Below are 16,728 nucleotides of genomic sequence, written 5' to 3' on the forward strand. Positions count from 1 at the left end.
ATTCGCCTCTGAGCACTCTTGCTGTGCACGTCTGGGAGCAGGATATTGTCGGCATTTGTAGGTATTTTCTGGCTTTGGTGTTACCACTTCTAATATTAGCTTTTCGAATAGACTCCAGCTTTTACCAATGCCAGTTTTTTTAAACCACTCAAATCTGTTCAGTAAGACCGCTAAGCTGATCACCAATACTAAAAATAGTAACCCTTTTACCAGAAGAGACATTTAAGACGCTCCTTAAAATAGCTACAAGATTTCACCAAGAAATTTCTCCACCACTTTCCTATCTTTAGCATTCAGCTTGCCCATAGCAAGTGCGACCTTGCCGAATAAATCCAGCAATATAGTTTGCTGACCCTCACTCAAATACTCCATGCGATTCATTAGGGCTAATGCTTGGTAACTCACATCGGGTGTGCTGATTTTGAGTAAGTCGCTGATATCACAATCCAGCAACTTGGCTATCTGAGCCAGGCGTGCCAATGTCGGCGCGATATGGCCTGTTTCTATCCTACTGACGGATTCTTTTTCAATGTCCATGTACTCGGCTAGTTGTGCCTGAGTCAATCCCTTGGCTTTTCTGCGAATAGCAATAATCCCACCGACTTCACGAGCCAGTCGCTTTTCTGGACTAATTTCTTCTTGTTGCATGACACACTCCGTCACCGTAGAGCATGAAGTGTGATCTTTTTACGTCAACCTTGGAATGACTCAATGCGTTAATATATAATGATATATTAAATCATTATTAGTTGATTTTATAGGTCTATTCCGATTAACGGAAATTCTGGAGTGATTACAGGAAGAAGTACCTAATCAAAAGCAGCACTAAGCAATAACTATGCACTTCCCTTCTTGGAAGTTTCGTTTTTCATCTCTATAAAAGGCGAGCAACATGAAATTACATATCATGGTCGCAAGTTCATTTGTATTAGCCCTTTCAGCCTGTGGCGGAAATGGGAGCAATACTGCAAGCACAAATTCTGGCAGTAGTTCGGGTAGCAGTACTAGTGGAACTGCGGCAACTACCTGTAGCATTTCCAATTCCCATCCACTGGTTGCAGTAGCTTTGACTGGGGGAGCAGGTGCAGCGCAATTTTCCGGTGGAGGCACGACATTAACGTATTCGGGTAACTTATCTGGCACATTGAATCTGGTTCAGGATGCGAACGCTCCAGCACCTTTGAATAAAGCTTGTATGGATAGCTCAGGGAATTCCAGCACTAGCATGCGCACAATTATGCAAAGCAATGGGGCTTTAGGTGTTTCGCATACACTCGTCAATGGAAATGATCAACCTGTCTTCCTGATGGATACCACTGCATTAGCTTCCAATACCAATCTTGGGGCATTGCAAGGAACTTATACTGTGCTTCGCTATCAGGATGACACTGGAAGCAATCCTGCACAGACACGCATGTCATTTGCCACCATCACGATTGATAACCTTGGCAATTGGAGTATGTGCAAAAATACTTCTACCTGTTCCACTGCAACAGCAAACGGTACTTTCGCCGCACATTCTGGTAGTAGTTATGCCTTTGATCTTTCATCTGGGGGGTTAGTACGGGCGACTGCATTTGTGGTTGGTACTGGTGCCAATAGCACACTGGTTGTCACAGAGAACGATACCGGTGGTGGTGGGATTGTGACGGGTATCTGGTTAGGTGTGCCGCAAACCGCGTGGAATCCTGTGGCAGGAAGTTACATCCTAAATACGAGCGATGACATTCAGAATCCAATCACAGCATCCATACAAAATCTGATTGTCAAAACCCAAAACATCGCATTAACACCCAATACGCCGATAACAGGTATTGCTACAGCTACCGTGTCGGACGGTACGATCAACTACCTTATTTCTTCTCCAGCAGGTCTGCTAGTGACTGGCAATAATACTGGCAACAATTTTGCTAACGGTCCTGCTTATTTCTCGTTCGGTGTCATGCCTTAATTTAATCAGTCTTAGGATAGTCCCGCGTAGATTCATCAATTCTGTGCGGCTGCAAATTCGCAAACAATGAAAGGGATAAAACAATGCGTGAAGTAACCGGTGTTCTAAGCATGTTGGGCAGTGGCACATCAAGTGTTAATCAAATCGGCAAATCATTTACACACTACGACACTATAGAAATTGGTGATCAGATTTTGCAAAAACTGAGAACCGCACGAAGTCTGAACGATTTCATTGAGCGGGGTCTTGGTCGTGAAGTTACTTTGTATTTGATTGGTAATAGGATTGTTGGCGTCAAGCTACCCGATAGTAAATTGTATTACTGGAGACGGAGTAAAACTGTCGTATTCATTTGCGTAGTGTTGATTCCTTTGTGGGGAATAGGACTGATTTACGCATTTCTGCTCAGAGATGATCTTCGCCATATTTTAGGTGCTCAGCCAAAACTAGCAGCGATGGGTGGTATTGCTTTGAGGAGCTGATTCATATAAAGCGTAAGCATTGAAGTAACAGCTAACGTTTTTACACGCAAAAGCTGAAACAGGTCGGACAACCCAGCCACACAGACATGCATGGTGCATGAGAATAAATTCCTTTCAAATCTGTCTGGGTGTCTAACCTGTCCGTGTCATGTAGGTAGGTTGGCTTAATTTGTCGGAAGGTTCCAATATGGGAAACGTGATTCAGGCCCGATAGCCAAAATGGGATTAAGTCAAACCCCGTCTACCTAAATCTTGGGAATGGTCACTGCGACGCAAGCGATTGTGGTTCATGAATTTAGACACGCACTGGGGCTTGCTAATCAATTCATTGGGTTTCGGTTTGGGTTTGGAGATTCTACTTCTACGGCATTTTGGAAGATGCTGGCGGCTTTGTATAGGAATCAGCAATCAATAACGACTGGGAACCTTACTGTTCTCCGGGCTGGGAATTAACTGATTGAAGAAGTTCCTTAATTAGAGCTTCTTCGTGATTCCATAGCGTGCCAATAATTAGGCACGATGATCATTCAATTCAAAGTATGCATCTGTGACGGCAATGGAACTATTTTTGACATATTGCTCTCACATATTGGAGGCCAAGCTAGTTGACCGTCCTCGGAAAACCAACATATGTTTATTTCCCTGTCGTTGCAGAGGTAATCTGTAATCCAAGGAATCTCCGCCGGATCCTCATTTAATACAAGGCAAAGCGAAATGCTTGAGTCATTAATTACATTTTTATATCGGTACCGGTATTCGTATAGTTGGCTCAATCCTTTTCTAATTTGATCCAACAAACTAATACCACCACTCTTCATTTCAAAAATAAAAGAGCCGTCATTGGGAATTTTTGCATACAAATCAATATGATCGTTTTCCTTTGGGATTGCACCAATATTTCTTAACCACGAGTCCATTTTATCTATGAGTTCTTTGTGCACTAAGTTTCTTCTTTGCATCTTGATACGGGTTGATTCTGGATCGGCGATTTCTTTTCTTCTGTTGTAAGGCTTTACAGGTGATAAAGCGCCGGTTCGTTCTCGAAAACCATAAATCTCAGGTTCAATCGTAGGTATTCTTACAGAAGGAACGTTCGGATATATCTGAACAGCAGCCATATCACTTGAAAGTATTTGCACCTCATTTGCGGACAAACTTTTAAGTCCATCAAAATATCTCCCCCAATCACCACTAGCAATAACTGACTCTAAATCATTCGCAGAAGTGCAACCATCAAAGCCATTAAATTGATTTTTAATATTACATATCGCATCCAACTGATCACTCAACTGTGTGGCATCTGCATCATTCACTGCATCTCTGAGCCGAATTGCACCGTTTTTCAAAGAAAATATTTCTAAGTGTCGCAGAATATGAAATCTACTCTCGTATCTGGTGGGAATTTCTCGAATACCAGATCGGCATTCAGACAACGCATTACTTAGCAAGTCAAGATCAACTACAGTGCAAGAATTTATCTCGCTAGAATTGACCAGTCCAAAGATTTCGTCATATGTCACAACCGCATTGAAAATGGTATCTTGACGCAAAATTGAATCTGCTTTCAACGCCATAGCAATTAGCCTGACGGGAGACAAGTGTACGCCGTGCTCAACAAAGCTAAGAGTTCTATCCCGTGTGTTTGCTTGGATTCTAAGATTATTAGTAAAACTAATATAGGCGGCCCCCATCGCATTCGGATACTGAAACAGTGGTAATTGAAGACGTAAAAAGGATGCCACATCTGGCTCTTCACACAACAAAAAACGCTTTGCAGTTTCACTAACTCGAACTACCCACCCCTTGTCCGATTGCTCAAGAAAATATAACCCTAAGTAAGCTGGGTATGCACTTATCTCATCTCGAAATTTTGAGGCGTCAAGTCGCCCAGAAGTAGATGCTGATTGCATAAAATAAGAAGCTCGAGGACTGATTTTTTTTAATCTATCTTCAAAAGCTTGCCGATCATAAACCTCTCCATCAAATTCCCCAAAAATTGAAGCAAGCTCAGCTAGTTTGTCTGGCCACTCCGCACCGCTTGAGTGAATTTTATGACTAAATAAATCAAGGATCATATTTATATTAATTTTATAGCAAGTAACCTAAACCAAGAACTTTTACTAGCTCTTCGTAATTTTTCTTCTTCTTAAAAGCAAAAACATGTTGTTTAATGTGTTCAGCTAAAACGGCGGCAAAAAGTGGAGGAACAGCATTACCAACCTGACGAATAACATGGCGCCCTTTTCCCGAGAACTTCCACCAATCAGGAAAAGTCTGCATACGAGCAGATTCTCGCGGTGTGACCTCTCTTGGGAAAAAAGGATGAACATGTCCCTTGCCTCCCCCCTTGTCAGAACCAACAATGATTGTAAAACTAGGACGCTCTGGGTGTAATTTGTTAATCCGCGTTTTCGGATCTCGTTCGCCAAAAATCAAATTTTCATATCGCTCAACAATTCTTTGACTATGAACTCTACCAACATGATTTGGAACCACCGAGTCAATACCTGGACTTGGAAGATTGCGAAGCGCTTCTCCTACTGTTCTAAACGGACGCCTACGAGGACTATCTCCATGTGTTGGGATCATTGGAGGCACGGTGATTCCAGACTTTGTGCCAATAAAAAAAATTCTATCTCTGAATTGTGGCACACCAAAATCGGCGACTTGATAGCGATGAGTTGAAACTGTATATAGGCCATTTAACGATAGCTCTTTCTCAATTTCATCAAATAGTTTTCCGTCGTGTATGGACATTAAACCGGCAACATTTTCAAAAACAAATGCTTTGGGTTCTACCTCTTTGATAATACGTAGATATTCCCAGACCAAGTTGCCTCTTGGGTCCTCTAAACCTTTACGTTTTCCAAATATTGAGAATGCTTGACAAGGTGGGCCACCTAGAACAATATCAATTTCACTTTTATCAACATTAGATTTACTCAACAGACTATCTGCAGAAATATCTCTTATATCTGTCGGGATTGAATACGCATGCTTATAAAATTTTTTTCCTGCATTTAATTCCAAAGTATCACAGGAAAATGTGTCAATATCACTTGAACAACAAATACTATAGCCGGCAGCTGAAAAACCTAAATCAAGCCCACCGCCCCCCGAAAACAATGACAGTGCAACTAAGCCTTTTTTCTTGTTTCTTTCTATTTTAGCTGACACAGTTCTTTCATTTGCAGTCACCTTCATATCGTCACTGGGCATTTTCAATTCTTGAGTATTATTCGTATAGATCATATTTAATCTATTACTATCGATTTTTCGGATACTGATTTGTTGCTTTCTAAATATTTCTCAACAGCATCCCTCACGACCCACGCGATAGATACTTTTTTTAAAAGAGCCAATTGCTCAAGCTCTTCATACAAACCAATAGGAAAACTAACTGAAGCGCGGGAAGTTTTTTGATTTTCTTTAATCAATTTTTCCATATTTTCCATATTTTCCATATTTTCCATATTTTCTATGATTAAACATACAGCACAAACGACTGCACCACTTTACACCATTTTGGTGTTCGCTGAATTAATCCGTAGAAAAAATCTCGATTTTTCTCAGTAATTTTTTTATTTCGCCATAGAACTAATACCCAATCAACTAAATTTTCAATCGTGGAATTTGAACCTTTTCTTCCGCGCCAACAGAGCCGCTACCCTCTGTTTTTTCAACGACATAACTTTTAATAATATTGGTGTCGTTGGCAATCTTTAATGCCGGTTTGTAGTCACGAATAATTTCTAAATCTCGCTTAGATGGTTTGTAGCCTGTGATTTGCTCAGGACGAAATGCACCTGATAAAACGGCTTGGAGAAAAATTTGGGACTTAGCTTCGTCCGTCCCAGTGAGATGCAATCCACCCCACCCTTTTTCTACGGCTAATCTAATCGCAACCTTGATTTCTTCGTCCGTGCCACTAGCTATTTTTATTTGACTACCATAGTCATAGACTTTGCCACCACCATTGAGATTGATTTGAAAGCACATACCAATATCGCTTTCAATTTCATTTATTCCGTTGCAATAGTCTGCAAATATCTCCAGTAAAATCGGAATGTAGGTTCTCGCAAAAATCGCTTCGCGGTATCTTTTACTGTTGTTGAAATCGGTCGGATTTAAAAACAAGTGCCTAGATTTTTTTGCCTGAACAATTTCGTATTGAGTTTGGTTGGTTTCATCTTCCAACTTCAAAGATGCGATTAACTGCTTACTTTTTTCGTTACTCATATTTTTCTCCTTGATTAGTGTGTTGAGTTCCTTTCGTTTTGATGTAATACCTCGTTTGTCCATCGCATGACAGTTCGCACCAACATGCACGGTTGGGATTCGGCCTGCTCCCTGGTCTTGCAAACTGCGGTGGTCTATGCGACTTTTACTGGATGCGATGGACAGCCTTCTGTTACAGTGACTTGCCCACTGTTCGCGCCAGATTTTCAAATTTATTTTGTCGTTCCAGTCACGATTTTTCTTTCCGAAGCCGTCACAAGTGATATTGATTTCGCGAGTGGTTAAAAGAATGTGGGCGTGGGGGTTATTTTTCTTGTTATGAATGACCACGTCGGCAATCATGCCCTTGCTTATGAGCTGGGTATGCACAAATCGCTCAAGCAAAATAATGTGCTGTGAAGTGCTTAATTCAATCGGTAAGGCAACTTCTATCTCGCGGGCTACCTGTGCATCCTTTCTGGTTTCGGACTGTTCTACAGCATTCCAAAGCTGTTCACGGTCTTTCATCCAACGCGGTGCATTGGGTGGTGTAAAGATACGGCGGTAAGACACTTCCTTTTTTCGGGTGTAATCAAATGTCTGCCCGGTGCGGTTATCGTGAATTTTCTGGCCAGCACGATAAGAGGCTGCGGCTACAGCATTTTTTGCAGTGGTTCGGGTAATGAGTTTTACACTCAAGTGGTAAATCGCCATAGATATTCTCCTGAACGTTTTGGCTTTCAGCTTTAAGCAACACATTGAGAGATTCATCCTCAATGTATAAGTGCGCTATTGATCTGTTTTGCTATTGACGTTTCTTTTTTGTTTGTTATTGGTAGTACTACAGCGTGAATTTGAAATGTCAACACTCAAACAATAAAAACAGGAGAGATAAAAAATGAGCAAGCCGAATTTGAATAATTTACTTCAGCAGAAAGCGGAGCTGGAAGCCCGTATTCAGCAAACCAAAAACCGTGAGATAGCAGAGGAGAGAAAACGCGATACCAGACGCAAAATTCTGGCAGGTGCTTATGTGATTAAGCTGGCAGACAATGACTTAAAAAAGCTAGGCAAAGAATTGATTGCAGCAGGAATGCTTGAGCCACGAGACTATACTTTATTCGGAGTAGCCAATGATTTTAATGACTTTGATTCTAATCGTTTGGCTCTGATCTGATCGATTTTCATATCAAGATTAGAAAAGCACTTGGACGCAGCTTGTCCGATCTCATGGATTGAGCACGCCGATGTCTTCCGCCGCCAATGCCGGTCAGTCAGCGACGATTCATCGGTTACTTCAGATTATTTCTGATGCATGCACAGTTTCTATTCCAGACTTTCAGTCGGTAGTACCAAGTTCATTGAGCATCTTAATAGTTGGGATCGAATTCGGTCGTGGGATTCGCAATACATAAGTTGTCAAGATGTTTATCTTATCTTACTATGCGCAAAGGGGGATTGCAATATGGGCACAAATCAAATTCGGATGGGCCGACTGATCAAAGTCGGAATGTATCTTCTTTCGCTATGGCTTTTGCTTGTTCTGATATTCGTCAATAAGATTGATGTGGACTTGTGCTTTGACTGCAAATTCGCCAACTTGAGGCAGCTTGGCGCCATTGCTTCGAAGAACCATATGCCGTTGATATGTGTGATTGTTCTATTGGTGTCGGTCGGCTTTTACATCGCTTTCATAAGAATCATTGAGGGAGCAAAAAATGGCCCTTTCAAGGTGATCGAGATTGAGGATAAAACTGCAGATCACTTGGTGTTTCTTGCGACGTATGTCATTCCGTTATTGAGTTTTAACCTAGACACCCTGCGTCAGATCGTGAGTCTTGTCATCACCCTCTTATTGATAGGTGCGATCTATGTTCGGACCAACCTCTTTTATGCAAATCCGACCTTGTCGCTACTCGGATTCAAAATTTGTACAGTTAAATTCGAACAGAGCGGCGAAGGTGTGCCAACGGGTACAGCGGTATTGATCGCTCGGGAGGATATTGATTTAGATTCCAGAGTGAACATGCTCAGACTAGATAAGAATATTTTCTTCGCACGGAAAGCAATCGACATCAAAACATGAAAACAATAGAAGAACTACGGGTGGAATTGGCTGCGATTATGCATGCCAACGGAATTAATCTAAAATTATATCTGGGTACGGGAAACAGCCAAGCGCGGGAATACTGGTTGGCTGATTTCGATGATGGAGCGACAGAAGCGGTCTGTCGGCAATTTGTAGCCAGCATTGACCAGTTTTTGCTGAATAAGGATTTAGCAACGAAGCCTCTTACCGATTTGGACTACCGAACCGATACGTTATTCATGTACGACCTAGACGAACGGCCAACCGAGTTCGCAGAACTCAGCGATCTATTAGCAGGGAAAGATCGGGATGTGTTTAACTTCAGAGAAAGTGATCTGACGAATGTGACGAGTCTTGCGATAAAAATTTCTTCAGTGCAAAGCTCCGTTTTGTTCTTCAAAAAATTCTATCCCGTCTCGCTTGTTAAGAGAGATCAGATCTTGCTGGTTGTTCGGGATAACACACGGTTTTCGCTTATCGATCAAGACATTTTGAAAGTTACCGGTGGCTTCGAAGTCCTAATGCTTGGTAACGAGTTTTACATCAATGATTTTGGAAAATTTGAGAAGTCCTTTGCATTCGACCAGATCGCAAAGAATGCGATGCAGCAGGTTGTAGCCAAAATCACGGCTAGTAACTTGGTGACTGACGCGAAGAGCTACTTGGCAGAAGGATTTGGTTCAAGAAAAGATATTCTTCGTGCTGGAAAGAGCCGAGTGCTGGATTTGGACGTAGCCACGGTCATCGCTTTCGTACAAGCTAAACAACAACAAATCGGTATCAAGGTGGCAGACGGAAAGCTGTTGCTTTCTTCAAAGGACAGCGTCAAAAAGCTTTATAAGCTTTTGAACGACGATTACCTGACATCCGAATTGACGCACGTTGACTACGAAACGTTGGCTAAAAACGAACTGGCAGCAATTATTGCAGCCCGATAAAACGGGTGAACTTATAGTCTAGTCATGGTTTTTATTTAAAGCCGAGCAATTATGCAGAATTATTTGGTGCGACATGAAGTGATATCAGTGATTGTTTCACCTGTTTTTAGAAAGGAAGAGAAACTGGTTGTTCCGTCAACCGTTGCCGGTCCAGTCGTCCAATAACCATTGGCCCGAGTTTTCAGCGAGAGCTGAATAGGGCTTCCAAGTATCACCAATATCCTGATTTTTCAGAGTAATTAAAAAAGCACCTGAACCGGTTGGACGCATGGACAGACTGGGCAGAAAATATATGCTTCCTTCTTCTCTCTGCCCAGTCTGTAGGGGCTAACTCTTAACCATAAAATGCTTGTTCAATTTCGTTTTTCTCAATAGCGACTTGCTCAACTAAGTCTTCCTTGCAAAAAACGCCAGTCGTTAAATTGACACAGCGAACACGTTTTCTATCTGCACCCTTACCCATCATCATGCGTGTTTCTTTAATGTTAGGAAACTCGCTATGCAAACGGGTAAAGAACTGAGGAACAGCGCAAGCTTGAAAACCATTGTCGCGACAAAACTCTCTATAGTTCTCAAATAAAATAGCTTTGTCATTAAATGGCTGATCCGCATCTGAATAGCTCACTCCATTTGATTCAACCCAGTTGGCAACATTATTAGACTCAATTTTGGCAGAACGAACAGCATGCTTGGAGGCTTCAGGAATGGTGAATTTCTTGTCTCGCTCCAATTTTTGCAAACCTGCCAAAGCCCAATCCAATACGATGTGCAATTCAGACTGAATGATTTCTTTATCAAGATCAAGAACGAGTTTATCCCCTGTAAAAGTCTCGTTCCATTCAACGACATGCAAACGACGCCAAAAGGCATCAGACTGGTCTGTCAATGCTGGTAAGTGGTTAGCGCAAATAATAAATTTAGCAAAATTCTGATAGCTCAATACATCCTTGAATTTTCGGTTAATGGAAGTCGTACCGCCTGAGATTAAGGACTTCAAAACCTGTTGGTCAATTTTTCCTTTTGGTGTTTCGTCGCAAACTACCAAGGTCGCACCGACTAAATTGGATAAATTAAATCCTTCCAACTTATCCAACTGCATGGCAATAGCATTCTCATGCAAGGCCATCACAATATTAAGCATGGTGCTCTTACCATTGCTGCCCTTTGGACCAATCCACAAATGTCCAGTTTGGTGTTTAACATGGGAACATAAGGTATAGCCAACATAAGTCTGCACTAACTCGCGGACAGCTGGATCAGGCAAAGAGGATTCAATGAACTTACCGAACAATGAATCGGCTGGAACTGGTGCTGGCACACAATGGGTAATGCCTAAATGCCGGTCTGGCTTATTCAATGAAATAGAAAAGTCATTGTTGAATGTAAACCAGCCTCCATGCACTGGAACGATTGTGTTGTGTGATTTTGGTGGCAAGGGCTGCGCCAACAATAACGCCGTTCTTACACAGCTTTCAGCAGTCCCTGCATTCGCTCGTTGTGGAACATTATTCCCTAACCACCTTAAGGCGTGTTTCGAATTCTCGTTATCTATTTGCAACTTCCAGAAACTGGTATTCCAACAGTAGATAAGTTCGTCTTTTTTTGCAACACAGTGATCGTACTCCATCATTTGTGCATATTGGAATTCTGGGGCGACTTTTGTTTTACCTGCTGCTGGTATGGCTTGCACCATCGCTGGAGCATTGCTGGTGTAGGTAGTCATTCCAACGGTGACAGGCGCATCACCAAAAGGGTCTAAAAGTGCTTCGTTTAAGTTATCTGTTGTGTTCATGATTTTTCCATAATTTTGAGTTTTTGTTTTCCATGGATACGGTGGAACTTCAAAGTCTGCACCCGCAGACCTGAACCGTTGTGCCACCAATAACCCCATTTAATGGGGTTAATTTGCACTACGGTAGTCGCTGAAAATTGGTTGTATTAATGAATGGTCGTTGCATCTTCAGGTTTTATTTTTAAATCTACCCTCATTGCAAATTGCTCGCCTAAATCTATCAAGCAAATTTTTTCAATATCGCTGATGGTGCTACCCTTGTTGGCGAGATTAATAATCAATGCAAACATAACTCCCATTTCTTCACCACTCATGCATTCGCTAAATGCCGCGATAACATCAGCCCACAATTTAAGGCTTTCTGCGTTTAGTGTTTTGTTCAATGGAATTCCGGCTAAGTTTGAAACTTCCATAATGGTTTTGATGCCTGAAACTGCAGAACTAACTAATTTTTTATGTTTATTGTTATCCATGATATTTCTCCTATAAAGTTTCGGATATTTTTGTTTTTATTGCCTTTTCCACGGCTTGAATCGCGGAATGCCGTCGCTGTATGGTTTGTGTTGATTAGCCCACTACTTTTTCTTATTGTCTTGGGCTATTAATTGCTTATGCTGTTTTACACCTGTGCATAAACGGTGGTAATGACTGGGTCATTTCTGACATAACCTTGCCTTGGTTTGGCGAAGTGGTGTTCAGGTATTTCAATCGCCGCTTGGATTTTTTTCATATCCAATATTCTCCATCCAATATCATCGGTACAACTTGTGCCACCGATTTGATAGCCGCGAACAAACTCTTGACCTATTGAGTTCTTACCGCAAATATAGGCTTCAATCATTCGTGGTAAGCCCTTATATAAAATTAGTAGAACCTGCTTATTTTGAATTGCCTTAATTACTCGCATACGATTTCCTTTCGTTTAAATGTTTTTTACTGCTCCTTTTTTGCTACAAACTTCAGTATTAAGCGACACAAATTACCATCGCCAAATTCGTTCACACATCAATGACACATTGCTTCGTAATACATATTCCCTGCATCTTCAAATCGCCATGTCTGTCCATCGCTAGGTAAGCTTTTTTCGCCTAATGCAATGCGTTCTGCTACTTCGGCAAGTGTTTCGCAACGAGCAATGTAGGGTTGGCATTTTCGCTTTGGTTGATATTCGCAAAGAAAACCGTCTTCGGCTAACTCTTCACAAGTTGCCCTGACAATTTGTTCACCGAATTCACCCATATCCCAATAGCCGATTTGATAATCTCGCACGGTATATTCTTCATGTGTGTCGGCATCAAGATATTCATCCCAATCTTCTTCGGACATCTCGTTAACTGACAGACTATCGAAGTCTTGAAAGTACATTTCTTGTTTGGTATTACTCATATTTTTCAGTTTCATTTTTATCTCCTTGATCAAGTGTTGATGTTTAACATTCTCCCAAATTTGGCAGCAAATAAAAATTGATCATTATGGGGATAACGATACATGTTACTATTGCAATTAAATTGATTTTTCTTTCATCGCATTCCAAATTCTATGGTTGCAACTATAAAGCGAAATGATTGAAATTCACGCAGTTCGTTTTGGCATAACGAGCATTGTTCTTATGGCAATTAATAGCACCTAAAAATTGAAAGCTTTAACCCTACTTTTTGAGATTTGGAATGAAGAAGAGTAATAAAATTGATGGGAAATTGGTTGGGATACCAAAATTAAGAAATGACATTTGGCTGGCTGCTTTGATCAACGAGTCTAAGCAAAAAAACCTGAGTCAATTAATAATTTGGTTGAGTCGTCAAGGCTTGGACGGTGATCAAGGTAAATGGAATAAATTTAATTCTCATCGTAACGAACCATCGCCATCATTGGTTGATAATGTAGATAAAATCTTAAAGGGAACTGCCCGTGTTTATAAAAATGGGTCTAAAGAGTTTTCGCTTTTTTCTGTATTGAATGCAAATTTAGATTTGTGCAAACGGCTTCTCTCTGGCGTGCTTAGCAGCGCGGGTTTATACGGATACAAGAAAAGCTTAGTTGATAAAGGTCAGTCACTATTGGAATACGTTCTTTTTGACGAACTAGATTATCAAGGTGATCGGTTAGACACTGATTTCAAAAAAATGGTGCGTGGTTCCAATAGGAACATTGTCAAACGAAGTCAAAACGACCAAAAAAAATTACAGCCACGAACAGTGCTGGCAATTATCGCTTTTTGGAATATCGTGTTAAAGCAGGATGATGCCGATGCAATGCGATATGCAGAATATCTAATGTATGGCATTTTAGGAAAACCGATAGAACAGGCTTTTGGAAAGTCTGTGGCTGACTATGTTCAGGAATTATTTGAAGATGCTGGCTGAGCAAATTAATCAAGCCCCCTGTCCGTGCTGTCCAGGTTGGCGGGGCTGTTTGGCTTCTTTCTTTGTAATTTGATTTGGAACACCAAACCCAAGATTTTTTATATGTGAATTTAGCATTAAGCATTGACTGACTTCATCAATATTTTTTCGGAATTGAAGCTGAGCCTAACGTTCCAGCCTGTGCTGGTTTTATAGCACTGGCTTGAAAGAAAGAATGGTGTCAAAATGTGGCATTAAGTGTTCCAAACAAGTGGAACACCTTTTGGTAGCGATTTTGCGAATAACACCTATACAAATCAATGACTTAGGCGTTTTGGTAGCCAGTCCGCCCCGGGCCACCAAGAACATTGTTCACGCAACGCCAACCATCACCGGTTGGCGTTGTCGTTTGTGGAAGCAGAAAGTCCCCTTGTCCGGTCTATTTCCGGTATCGTTCTAAATGCAAGCAGCGTCCAAAGACGGAGTCTTGAATATGGAAGAAGCGCCACGCATCATTATCATCGCTGGCCCGAACGGTGCCGGAAAAACCACATTTGCACCAGAAACTGCCTCACTACAAGCCGGACGCCTGATGTTACAGGAGTTAACACGCCACTTTGCCGCACGCACCAGTTTCGCTTTTGAAACAACTCTCTCTGGTCGCAGCTATCTGCGTCAGGTTGGCGAATGGCAAAAAGCGGGCTATCGCGTCAAACTCATTTTTCTGCAATTAGCGAGCGCAGAAGAAGCCATTGCCCGTGTCGCACAACGGGTAAAACAAGGCGGCCATCACATCCCCGAAGACGTGATACGACGCCGCTTTGTCGCTGGCAAGAATAATTTTGAACGACTCTATGCGCCCCTCGTGGACGCCTGGGCTTTATATGACAATGCCGGTTCCGTACCGGCTCTCATCGACTGGAGCGAACGAGTATGAACAAGCAACCCATAGCACAAGCCAAGGACAGCGATTTACGCCTCTCTCAGATCGCCATGCAAAGAGCAGCGCAGCGTGCGCAGGATCTGGCAAAAGCAACCGGCACTGCAATTGTCATCAGTCGTAATGGCGTCATTGAACACCTGGCACCTAAGCAGCAAGAAAATCTGACACCGAAATAGACACGAATGTTGAAAATCCTTGTATCGGTGGTTCGATTCCGCCCCGGCCCACCAAGAAATAGGCAGAAAAAACAAAGGCTTACAGAGATGTAAACCTTTGTTTTTTTGCGCGATCAATTCTACAATTCTCAATCGAGTTCTACAATTCTTAACGACTTCTCACTCCTATCGTGAAATAATTATTTCTCGATATAGCAATTCAACGGGCAAATGTAGGAAGTCGAATGAATCAAATCAATACAGCAAATCAGATTTACTCTGAAAAAAATCTACCTCCTAAATTCTACAAATATAAATCAATGGGCGGTGAGGAAGAAGCCAAGAAATATGTCAAAGACATAATATGTAATCACGAAATTTATTTCGCCCCCCCCAGAAAAATTTAATGACCCTTTTGATTGTCGCCCAGTCATATCTCTTGAAGCATCTGCGGCCGTTCAACTTGAAGACTACAAGCGACTACAAAGAAAATTAGAACCACATTTCAATCGAGAAGCTCGAAGGAAGGACGTTAAACAGTTTCGTAGAGACTTTAACCGCAACCCGAAAAATCCACTTGTTAAGGAAGCGATACAACAGCAGATCATCGATAACCACACCAAGAAAATAGGTGTTCTGTCTGTTACTACAAAAAGAGACAGCATACTTATGTGGTCACACTATGCCGACTCACATCAAGGAATTTGTCTTGAATTTGATGGAGATTTCGCGCTCATGACACATGCGATGAAGGTCAAATATGCAGAGACGCGTCCAGTCATCAATATGTACCAGGACAATCATCAAACGCAATTAGAGAAAGCACTGCTAACGAAGTCGCTTGAGTGGGAATATGAGGACGAGTGGCGATTGATAAGTTACGATGAAGGTCCACGTGTAATTAGATTCCGCCCACAAAACCTAACAGGTTTAATTTTTGGCGCTCAAGTGAAAACGGACACGATAGAGACAGTCAAAAATTGGCTTTCTAAGCGTACAGAACCAATTAAGCTTTACAAAACAGAAGTCTGTAAATCGACATATAAACTAACTATTATTGAAATTTAGCGTTGTCTTTTTCTAGATAGTGGAGAAACAAAATCACCTTTACGGTCTCTAGTATAAGTTTCAGTTGTTGCTCTATTTTTATGTCCAAGCAATTTTTATGTATGTGCTAAATCTTCTGTATCCGTAGCCGCCTTAGCTCGCAAGTCTCTGAACTAAAAATTCAAGCCTGCCGTTTTCCGCGCTTTATCAAACCGAGATCGTAAAGCAAAATAACTCAGCCGCTGCCCATCTGGGTCTTGCGATAACGCCTTGTTTACCTTGTCTCGTGGCTTTGCCAGAATCCGATCGATTACTTCCTCAAGTTCGCTGTCAATTGCGATGCGCAAATTTTTACCCGTTTTATTTTGGGTTAGGCTCAAACATCCATCAGCAATATCTGTCACATTGAATTTCAGTACATCAGCCGGGCGCTGACCTGTGCAGAGTGCTAAATCCATTGCATCTTGTACCGTAGGATGCGTACACGCCCAAACAGCCGCATATTCGTCGTCAGACATGTACCTGTCACGTGATTTTTCTTTATATCCTTTGATACCGATACACGGGTTCGTAATATCGGCATAACCCCATGCCCTAGCATGGTTGAAAATCGTGCTAAAAAGCGCCTTCTCGCGGTTTGCACGAACTTTTGATGCTGCACCTCTTACCCTTAAATATTCGGCAATATCAAAAGGACGAATAGCGTCAATTGACATCTCCCCAAAACACCTTTTTCAGAAGCTCAAAATATTGAGTGTAGTCTCCCTGCGT

19 protein-coding genes are annotated in these 16,728 nt (G+C 41.7%); 9 read left to right on the forward strand and 10 right to left on the reverse strand.

The window, feature by feature from the left end; all coding sequences use genetic code 11:
- Window positions 1–243 precede the first annotated feature (243 nt).
- On the reverse strand, window positions 244–648 hold the full coding sequence (locus ACO0K4_RS14065) for a helix-turn-helix domain-containing protein (RefSeq protein ID WP_422957265.1): 405 nt from the start codon (window positions 646–648) through the stop codon (window positions 244–246).
- 244 nt (window positions 649–892) lie between these two features.
- Here ACO0K4_RS14065 and ACO0K4_RS14070 point away from each other — a divergent pair, with 244 nt between their 5' ends.
- Together ACO0K4_RS14070 and ACO0K4_RS14075 are read left to right on the forward strand one after the other, a co-directional pair.
- Window positions 893–1,951 (forward strand): hypothetical protein, encoded by a 1,059-nt coding sequence (locus ACO0K4_RS14070; RefSeq protein WP_422957266.1) that lies wholly within the window; start codon window positions 893–895, stop codon window positions 1,949–1,951.
- An 83-nt stretch (window positions 1,952–2,034) separates the two neighbouring features.
- Entirely contained in the window at window positions 2,035–2,433 is a 399-nt protein-coding gene (locus ACO0K4_RS14075; protein WP_422957267.1) for a hypothetical protein, read from the forward strand.
- A 527-nt stretch (window positions 2,434–2,960) separates the two neighbouring features.
- Here the strand turns inward: ACO0K4_RS14075 and ACO0K4_RS14080 are convergent.
- From ACO0K4_RS14080 to mobQ, 4 genes are all read right to left on the reverse strand, one after another.
- Entirely contained in the window at window positions 2,961–4,508 is a 1,548-nt protein-coding gene (locus tag ACO0K4_RS14080) for a hypothetical protein (RefSeq protein ID WP_422957268.1), read from the reverse strand.
- Between the two features lie 13 nt (window positions 4,509–4,521).
- The gene (locus ACO0K4_RS14085; protein ID WP_422957269.1) at window positions 4,522–5,685 is read right to left on the reverse strand and encodes a DNA cytosine methyltransferase; all 1,164 of its coding nucleotides are present in this window, start codon (window positions 5,683–5,685) and stop codon (window positions 4,522–4,524) included.
- Window positions 5,686–5,687: 2 nt separating this feature from the next.
- Window positions 5,688–5,897, reverse strand: a complete 210-nt coding sequence (locus ACO0K4_RS14090; RefSeq protein WP_422957270.1) for a ribbon-helix-helix protein, CopG family — start codon at window positions 5,895–5,897, stop codon at window positions 5,688–5,690.
- Between the two features lie 148 nt (window positions 5,898–6,045).
- The gene (gene mobQ, locus ACO0K4_RS14095; protein WP_422957271.1) at window positions 6,046–7,365 is read right to left on the reverse strand and encodes a MobQ family relaxase; all 1,320 of its coding nucleotides are present in this window, start codon (window positions 7,363–7,365) and stop codon (window positions 6,046–6,048) included.
- Between the two features lie 184 nt (window positions 7,366–7,549).
- Between mobQ and ACO0K4_RS14100 the strand changes: the two genes are divergently transcribed.
- From ACO0K4_RS14100 to kwaB, 3 genes are all read left to right on the forward strand, one after another.
- Window positions 7,550–7,828 carry a hypothetical protein gene (locus tag ACO0K4_RS14100; RefSeq protein ID WP_422957272.1) on the forward strand — a complete coding sequence of 93 codons (279 nt, stop codon included), beginning with the start codon at window positions 7,550–7,552 and terminating at the stop codon, window positions 7,826–7,828.
- Between the two features lie 288 nt (window positions 7,829–8,116).
- The gene (gene kwaA, locus ACO0K4_RS14105; protein ID WP_422957273.1) at window positions 8,117–8,737 is read left to right on the forward strand and encodes an anti-phage protein KwaA; all 621 of its coding nucleotides are present in this window, start codon (window positions 8,117–8,119) and stop codon (window positions 8,735–8,737) included.
- Complete coding sequence (gene kwaB / locus ACO0K4_RS14110; protein ID WP_422957274.1) at window positions 8,734–9,678, forward strand: anti-phage protein KwaB; 945 nt, start codon at window positions 8,734–8,736, stop codon at window positions 9,676–9,678. Before kwaA ends, kwaB begins: the two co-directional genes overlap by 4 nt.
- Window positions 9,679–10,012: 334 nt before the next feature.
- On the opposite strand, the gene ACO0K4_RS14115 is transcribed toward kwaB, so the two are convergent.
- From ACO0K4_RS14115 to ACO0K4_RS14130, 4 genes are all read right to left on the reverse strand, one after another.
- A complete protein-coding gene (locus tag ACO0K4_RS14115) occupies window positions 10,013–11,470 on the reverse strand; it encodes a DNA primase family protein (RefSeq protein ID WP_422957275.1) in 1,458 nt (485 codons plus the stop codon).
- A 146-nt stretch (window positions 11,471–11,616) separates the two neighbouring features.
- Window positions 11,617–11,943 carry a hypothetical protein gene (locus ACO0K4_RS14120; RefSeq protein WP_422957276.1) on the reverse strand — a complete coding sequence of 109 codons (327 nt, stop codon included), beginning with the start codon at window positions 11,941–11,943 and terminating at the stop codon, window positions 11,617–11,619.
- 146 nt (window positions 11,944–12,089) lie between these two features.
- Entirely contained in the window at window positions 12,090–12,377 is a 288-nt protein-coding gene (locus ACO0K4_RS14125) for a hypothetical protein (RefSeq protein ID WP_422957277.1), read from the reverse strand.
- A gap of 98 nt (window positions 12,378–12,475) precedes the next feature.
- Complete coding sequence (locus ACO0K4_RS14130; RefSeq protein WP_422957278.1) at window positions 12,476–12,871, reverse strand: hypothetical protein; 396 nt, start codon at window positions 12,869–12,871, stop codon at window positions 12,476–12,478.
- A gap of 266 nt (window positions 12,872–13,137) precedes the next feature.
- Between ACO0K4_RS14130 and ACO0K4_RS14135 the strand changes: the two genes are divergently transcribed.
- The 4 genes from ACO0K4_RS14135 to ACO0K4_RS14150 all read left to right on the forward strand — a co-directional run bounded on the left by ACO0K4_RS14135 (window position 13,138) and on the right by ACO0K4_RS14150 (window position 15,978).
- On the forward strand, window positions 13,138–13,833 hold the full coding sequence (locus ACO0K4_RS14135) for a hypothetical protein (RefSeq protein WP_422957279.1): 696 nt from the start codon (window positions 13,138–13,140) through the stop codon (window positions 13,831–13,833).
- Between the two features lie 439 nt (window positions 13,834–14,272).
- Window positions 14,273–14,749, forward strand: a complete 477-nt coding sequence (locus ACO0K4_RS14140) for a zeta toxin family protein (RefSeq protein WP_422957280.1) — start codon at window positions 14,273–14,275, stop codon at window positions 14,747–14,749.
- Window positions 14,746–14,931: a hypothetical protein gene (locus ACO0K4_RS14145; RefSeq protein WP_422957281.1), complete on the forward strand. Its 186-nt coding sequence runs from the start codon at window positions 14,746–14,748 to the stop codon at window positions 14,929–14,931. The genes ACO0K4_RS14140 and ACO0K4_RS14145 overlap by 4 nt, the downstream gene beginning before the upstream one ends.
- Before the next feature lie 648 nt (window positions 14,932–15,579).
- Window positions 15,580–15,978, forward strand: coding sequence for a DUF2971 domain-containing protein (locus ACO0K4_RS14150; protein ID WP_422957282.1), 399 nt, complete (start codon window positions 15,580–15,582; stop codon window positions 15,976–15,978).
- Window positions 15,979–16,130: 152 nt separating this feature from the next.
- Here the strand turns inward: ACO0K4_RS14150 and ACO0K4_RS14155 are convergent, their stop codons facing one another.
- A complete protein-coding gene (locus tag ACO0K4_RS14155; protein WP_422957283.1) occupies window positions 16,131–16,673 on the reverse strand; it encodes a tyrosine-type recombinase/integrase in 543 nt (180 codons plus the stop codon).
- Window positions 16,674–16,728 lie beyond the last annotated feature (55 nt).

This window comes from Undibacterium sp. RuTC16W (assembly GCF_049339445.1).
GTDB lineage: Bacteria > Pseudomonadota > Gammaproteobacteria > Burkholderiales > Burkholderiaceae_D > Undibacterium.

Bases quoted from the DNA above. Each gene is read 5' to 3' on its own strand.
- ACO0K4_RS14065 (WP_422957265.1), bottom strand. From the start codon at position 648: ATGCAACAAGAAGAAATTAGTCCAGAAAAGCGACTGGCTCGTGAAGTC.
- ACO0K4_RS14070 (WP_422957266.1), top strand. From the start codon at position 893: ATGAAATTACATATCATGGTCGCAAGTTCATTTGTATTAGCCCTTTCA.
- ACO0K4_RS14075 (WP_422957267.1), top strand. From the start codon at position 2,035: ATGCGTGAAGTAACCGGTGTTCTAAGCATGTTGGGCAGTGGCACATCA.
- ACO0K4_RS14080 (WP_422957268.1), bottom strand. From the start codon at position 4,508: ATGATCCTTGATTTATTTAGTCATAAAATTCACTCAAGCGGTGCGGAG.
- ACO0K4_RS14085 (WP_422957269.1), bottom strand. From the start codon at position 5,685: ATGATCTATACGAATAATACTCAAGAATTGAAAATGCCCAGTGACGAT.
- ACO0K4_RS14090 (WP_422957270.1), bottom strand. From the start codon at position 5,897: ATGGAAAATATGGAAAATATGGAAAAATTGATTAAAGAAAATCAAAAA.
- mobQ (WP_422957271.1), bottom strand. From the start codon at position 7,365: ATGGCGATTTACCACTTGAGTGTAAAACTCATTACCCGAACCACTGCA.
- ACO0K4_RS14100 (WP_422957272.1), top strand. From the start codon at position 7,550: ATGAGCAAGCCGAATTTGAATAATTTACTTCAGCAGAAAGCGGAGCTG.
- kwaA (WP_422957273.1), top strand. From the start codon at position 8,117: ATGGGCACAAATCAAATTCGGATGGGCCGACTGATCAAAGTCGGAATG.
- kwaB (WP_422957274.1), top strand. From the start codon at position 8,734: ATGAAAACAATAGAAGAACTACGGGTGGAATTGGCTGCGATTATGCAT.
- ACO0K4_RS14115 (WP_422957275.1), bottom strand. From the start codon at position 11,470: ATGAACACAACAGATAACTTAAACGAAGCACTTTTAGACCCTTTTGGT.
- ACO0K4_RS14120 (WP_422957276.1), bottom strand. From the start codon at position 11,943: ATGGATAACAATAAACATAAAAAATTAGTTAGTTCTGCAGTTTCAGGC.
- ACO0K4_RS14125 (WP_422957277.1), bottom strand. From the start codon at position 12,377: ATGCGAGTAATTAAGGCAATTCAAAATAAGCAGGTTCTACTAATTTTA.
- ACO0K4_RS14130 (WP_422957278.1), bottom strand. From the start codon at position 12,871: ATGAAACTGAAAAATATGAGTAATACCAAACAAGAAATGTACTTTCAA.
- ACO0K4_RS14135 (WP_422957279.1), top strand. From the start codon at position 13,138: ATGAAGAAGAGTAATAAAATTGATGGGAAATTGGTTGGGATACCAAAA.
- ACO0K4_RS14140 (WP_422957280.1), top strand. From the start codon at position 14,273: ATGCAAGCAGCGTCCAAAGACGGAGTCTTGAATATGGAAGAAGCGCCA.
- ACO0K4_RS14145 (WP_422957281.1), top strand. From the start codon at position 14,746: ATGAACAAGCAACCCATAGCACAAGCCAAGGACAGCGATTTACGCCTC.
- ACO0K4_RS14150 (WP_422957282.1), top strand. From the start codon at position 15,580: ATGTGGTCACACTATGCCGACTCACATCAAGGAATTTGTCTTGAATTT.
- ACO0K4_RS14155 (WP_422957283.1), bottom strand. From the start codon at position 16,673: ATGTCAATTGACGCTATTCGTCCTTTTGATATTGCCGAATATTTAAGG.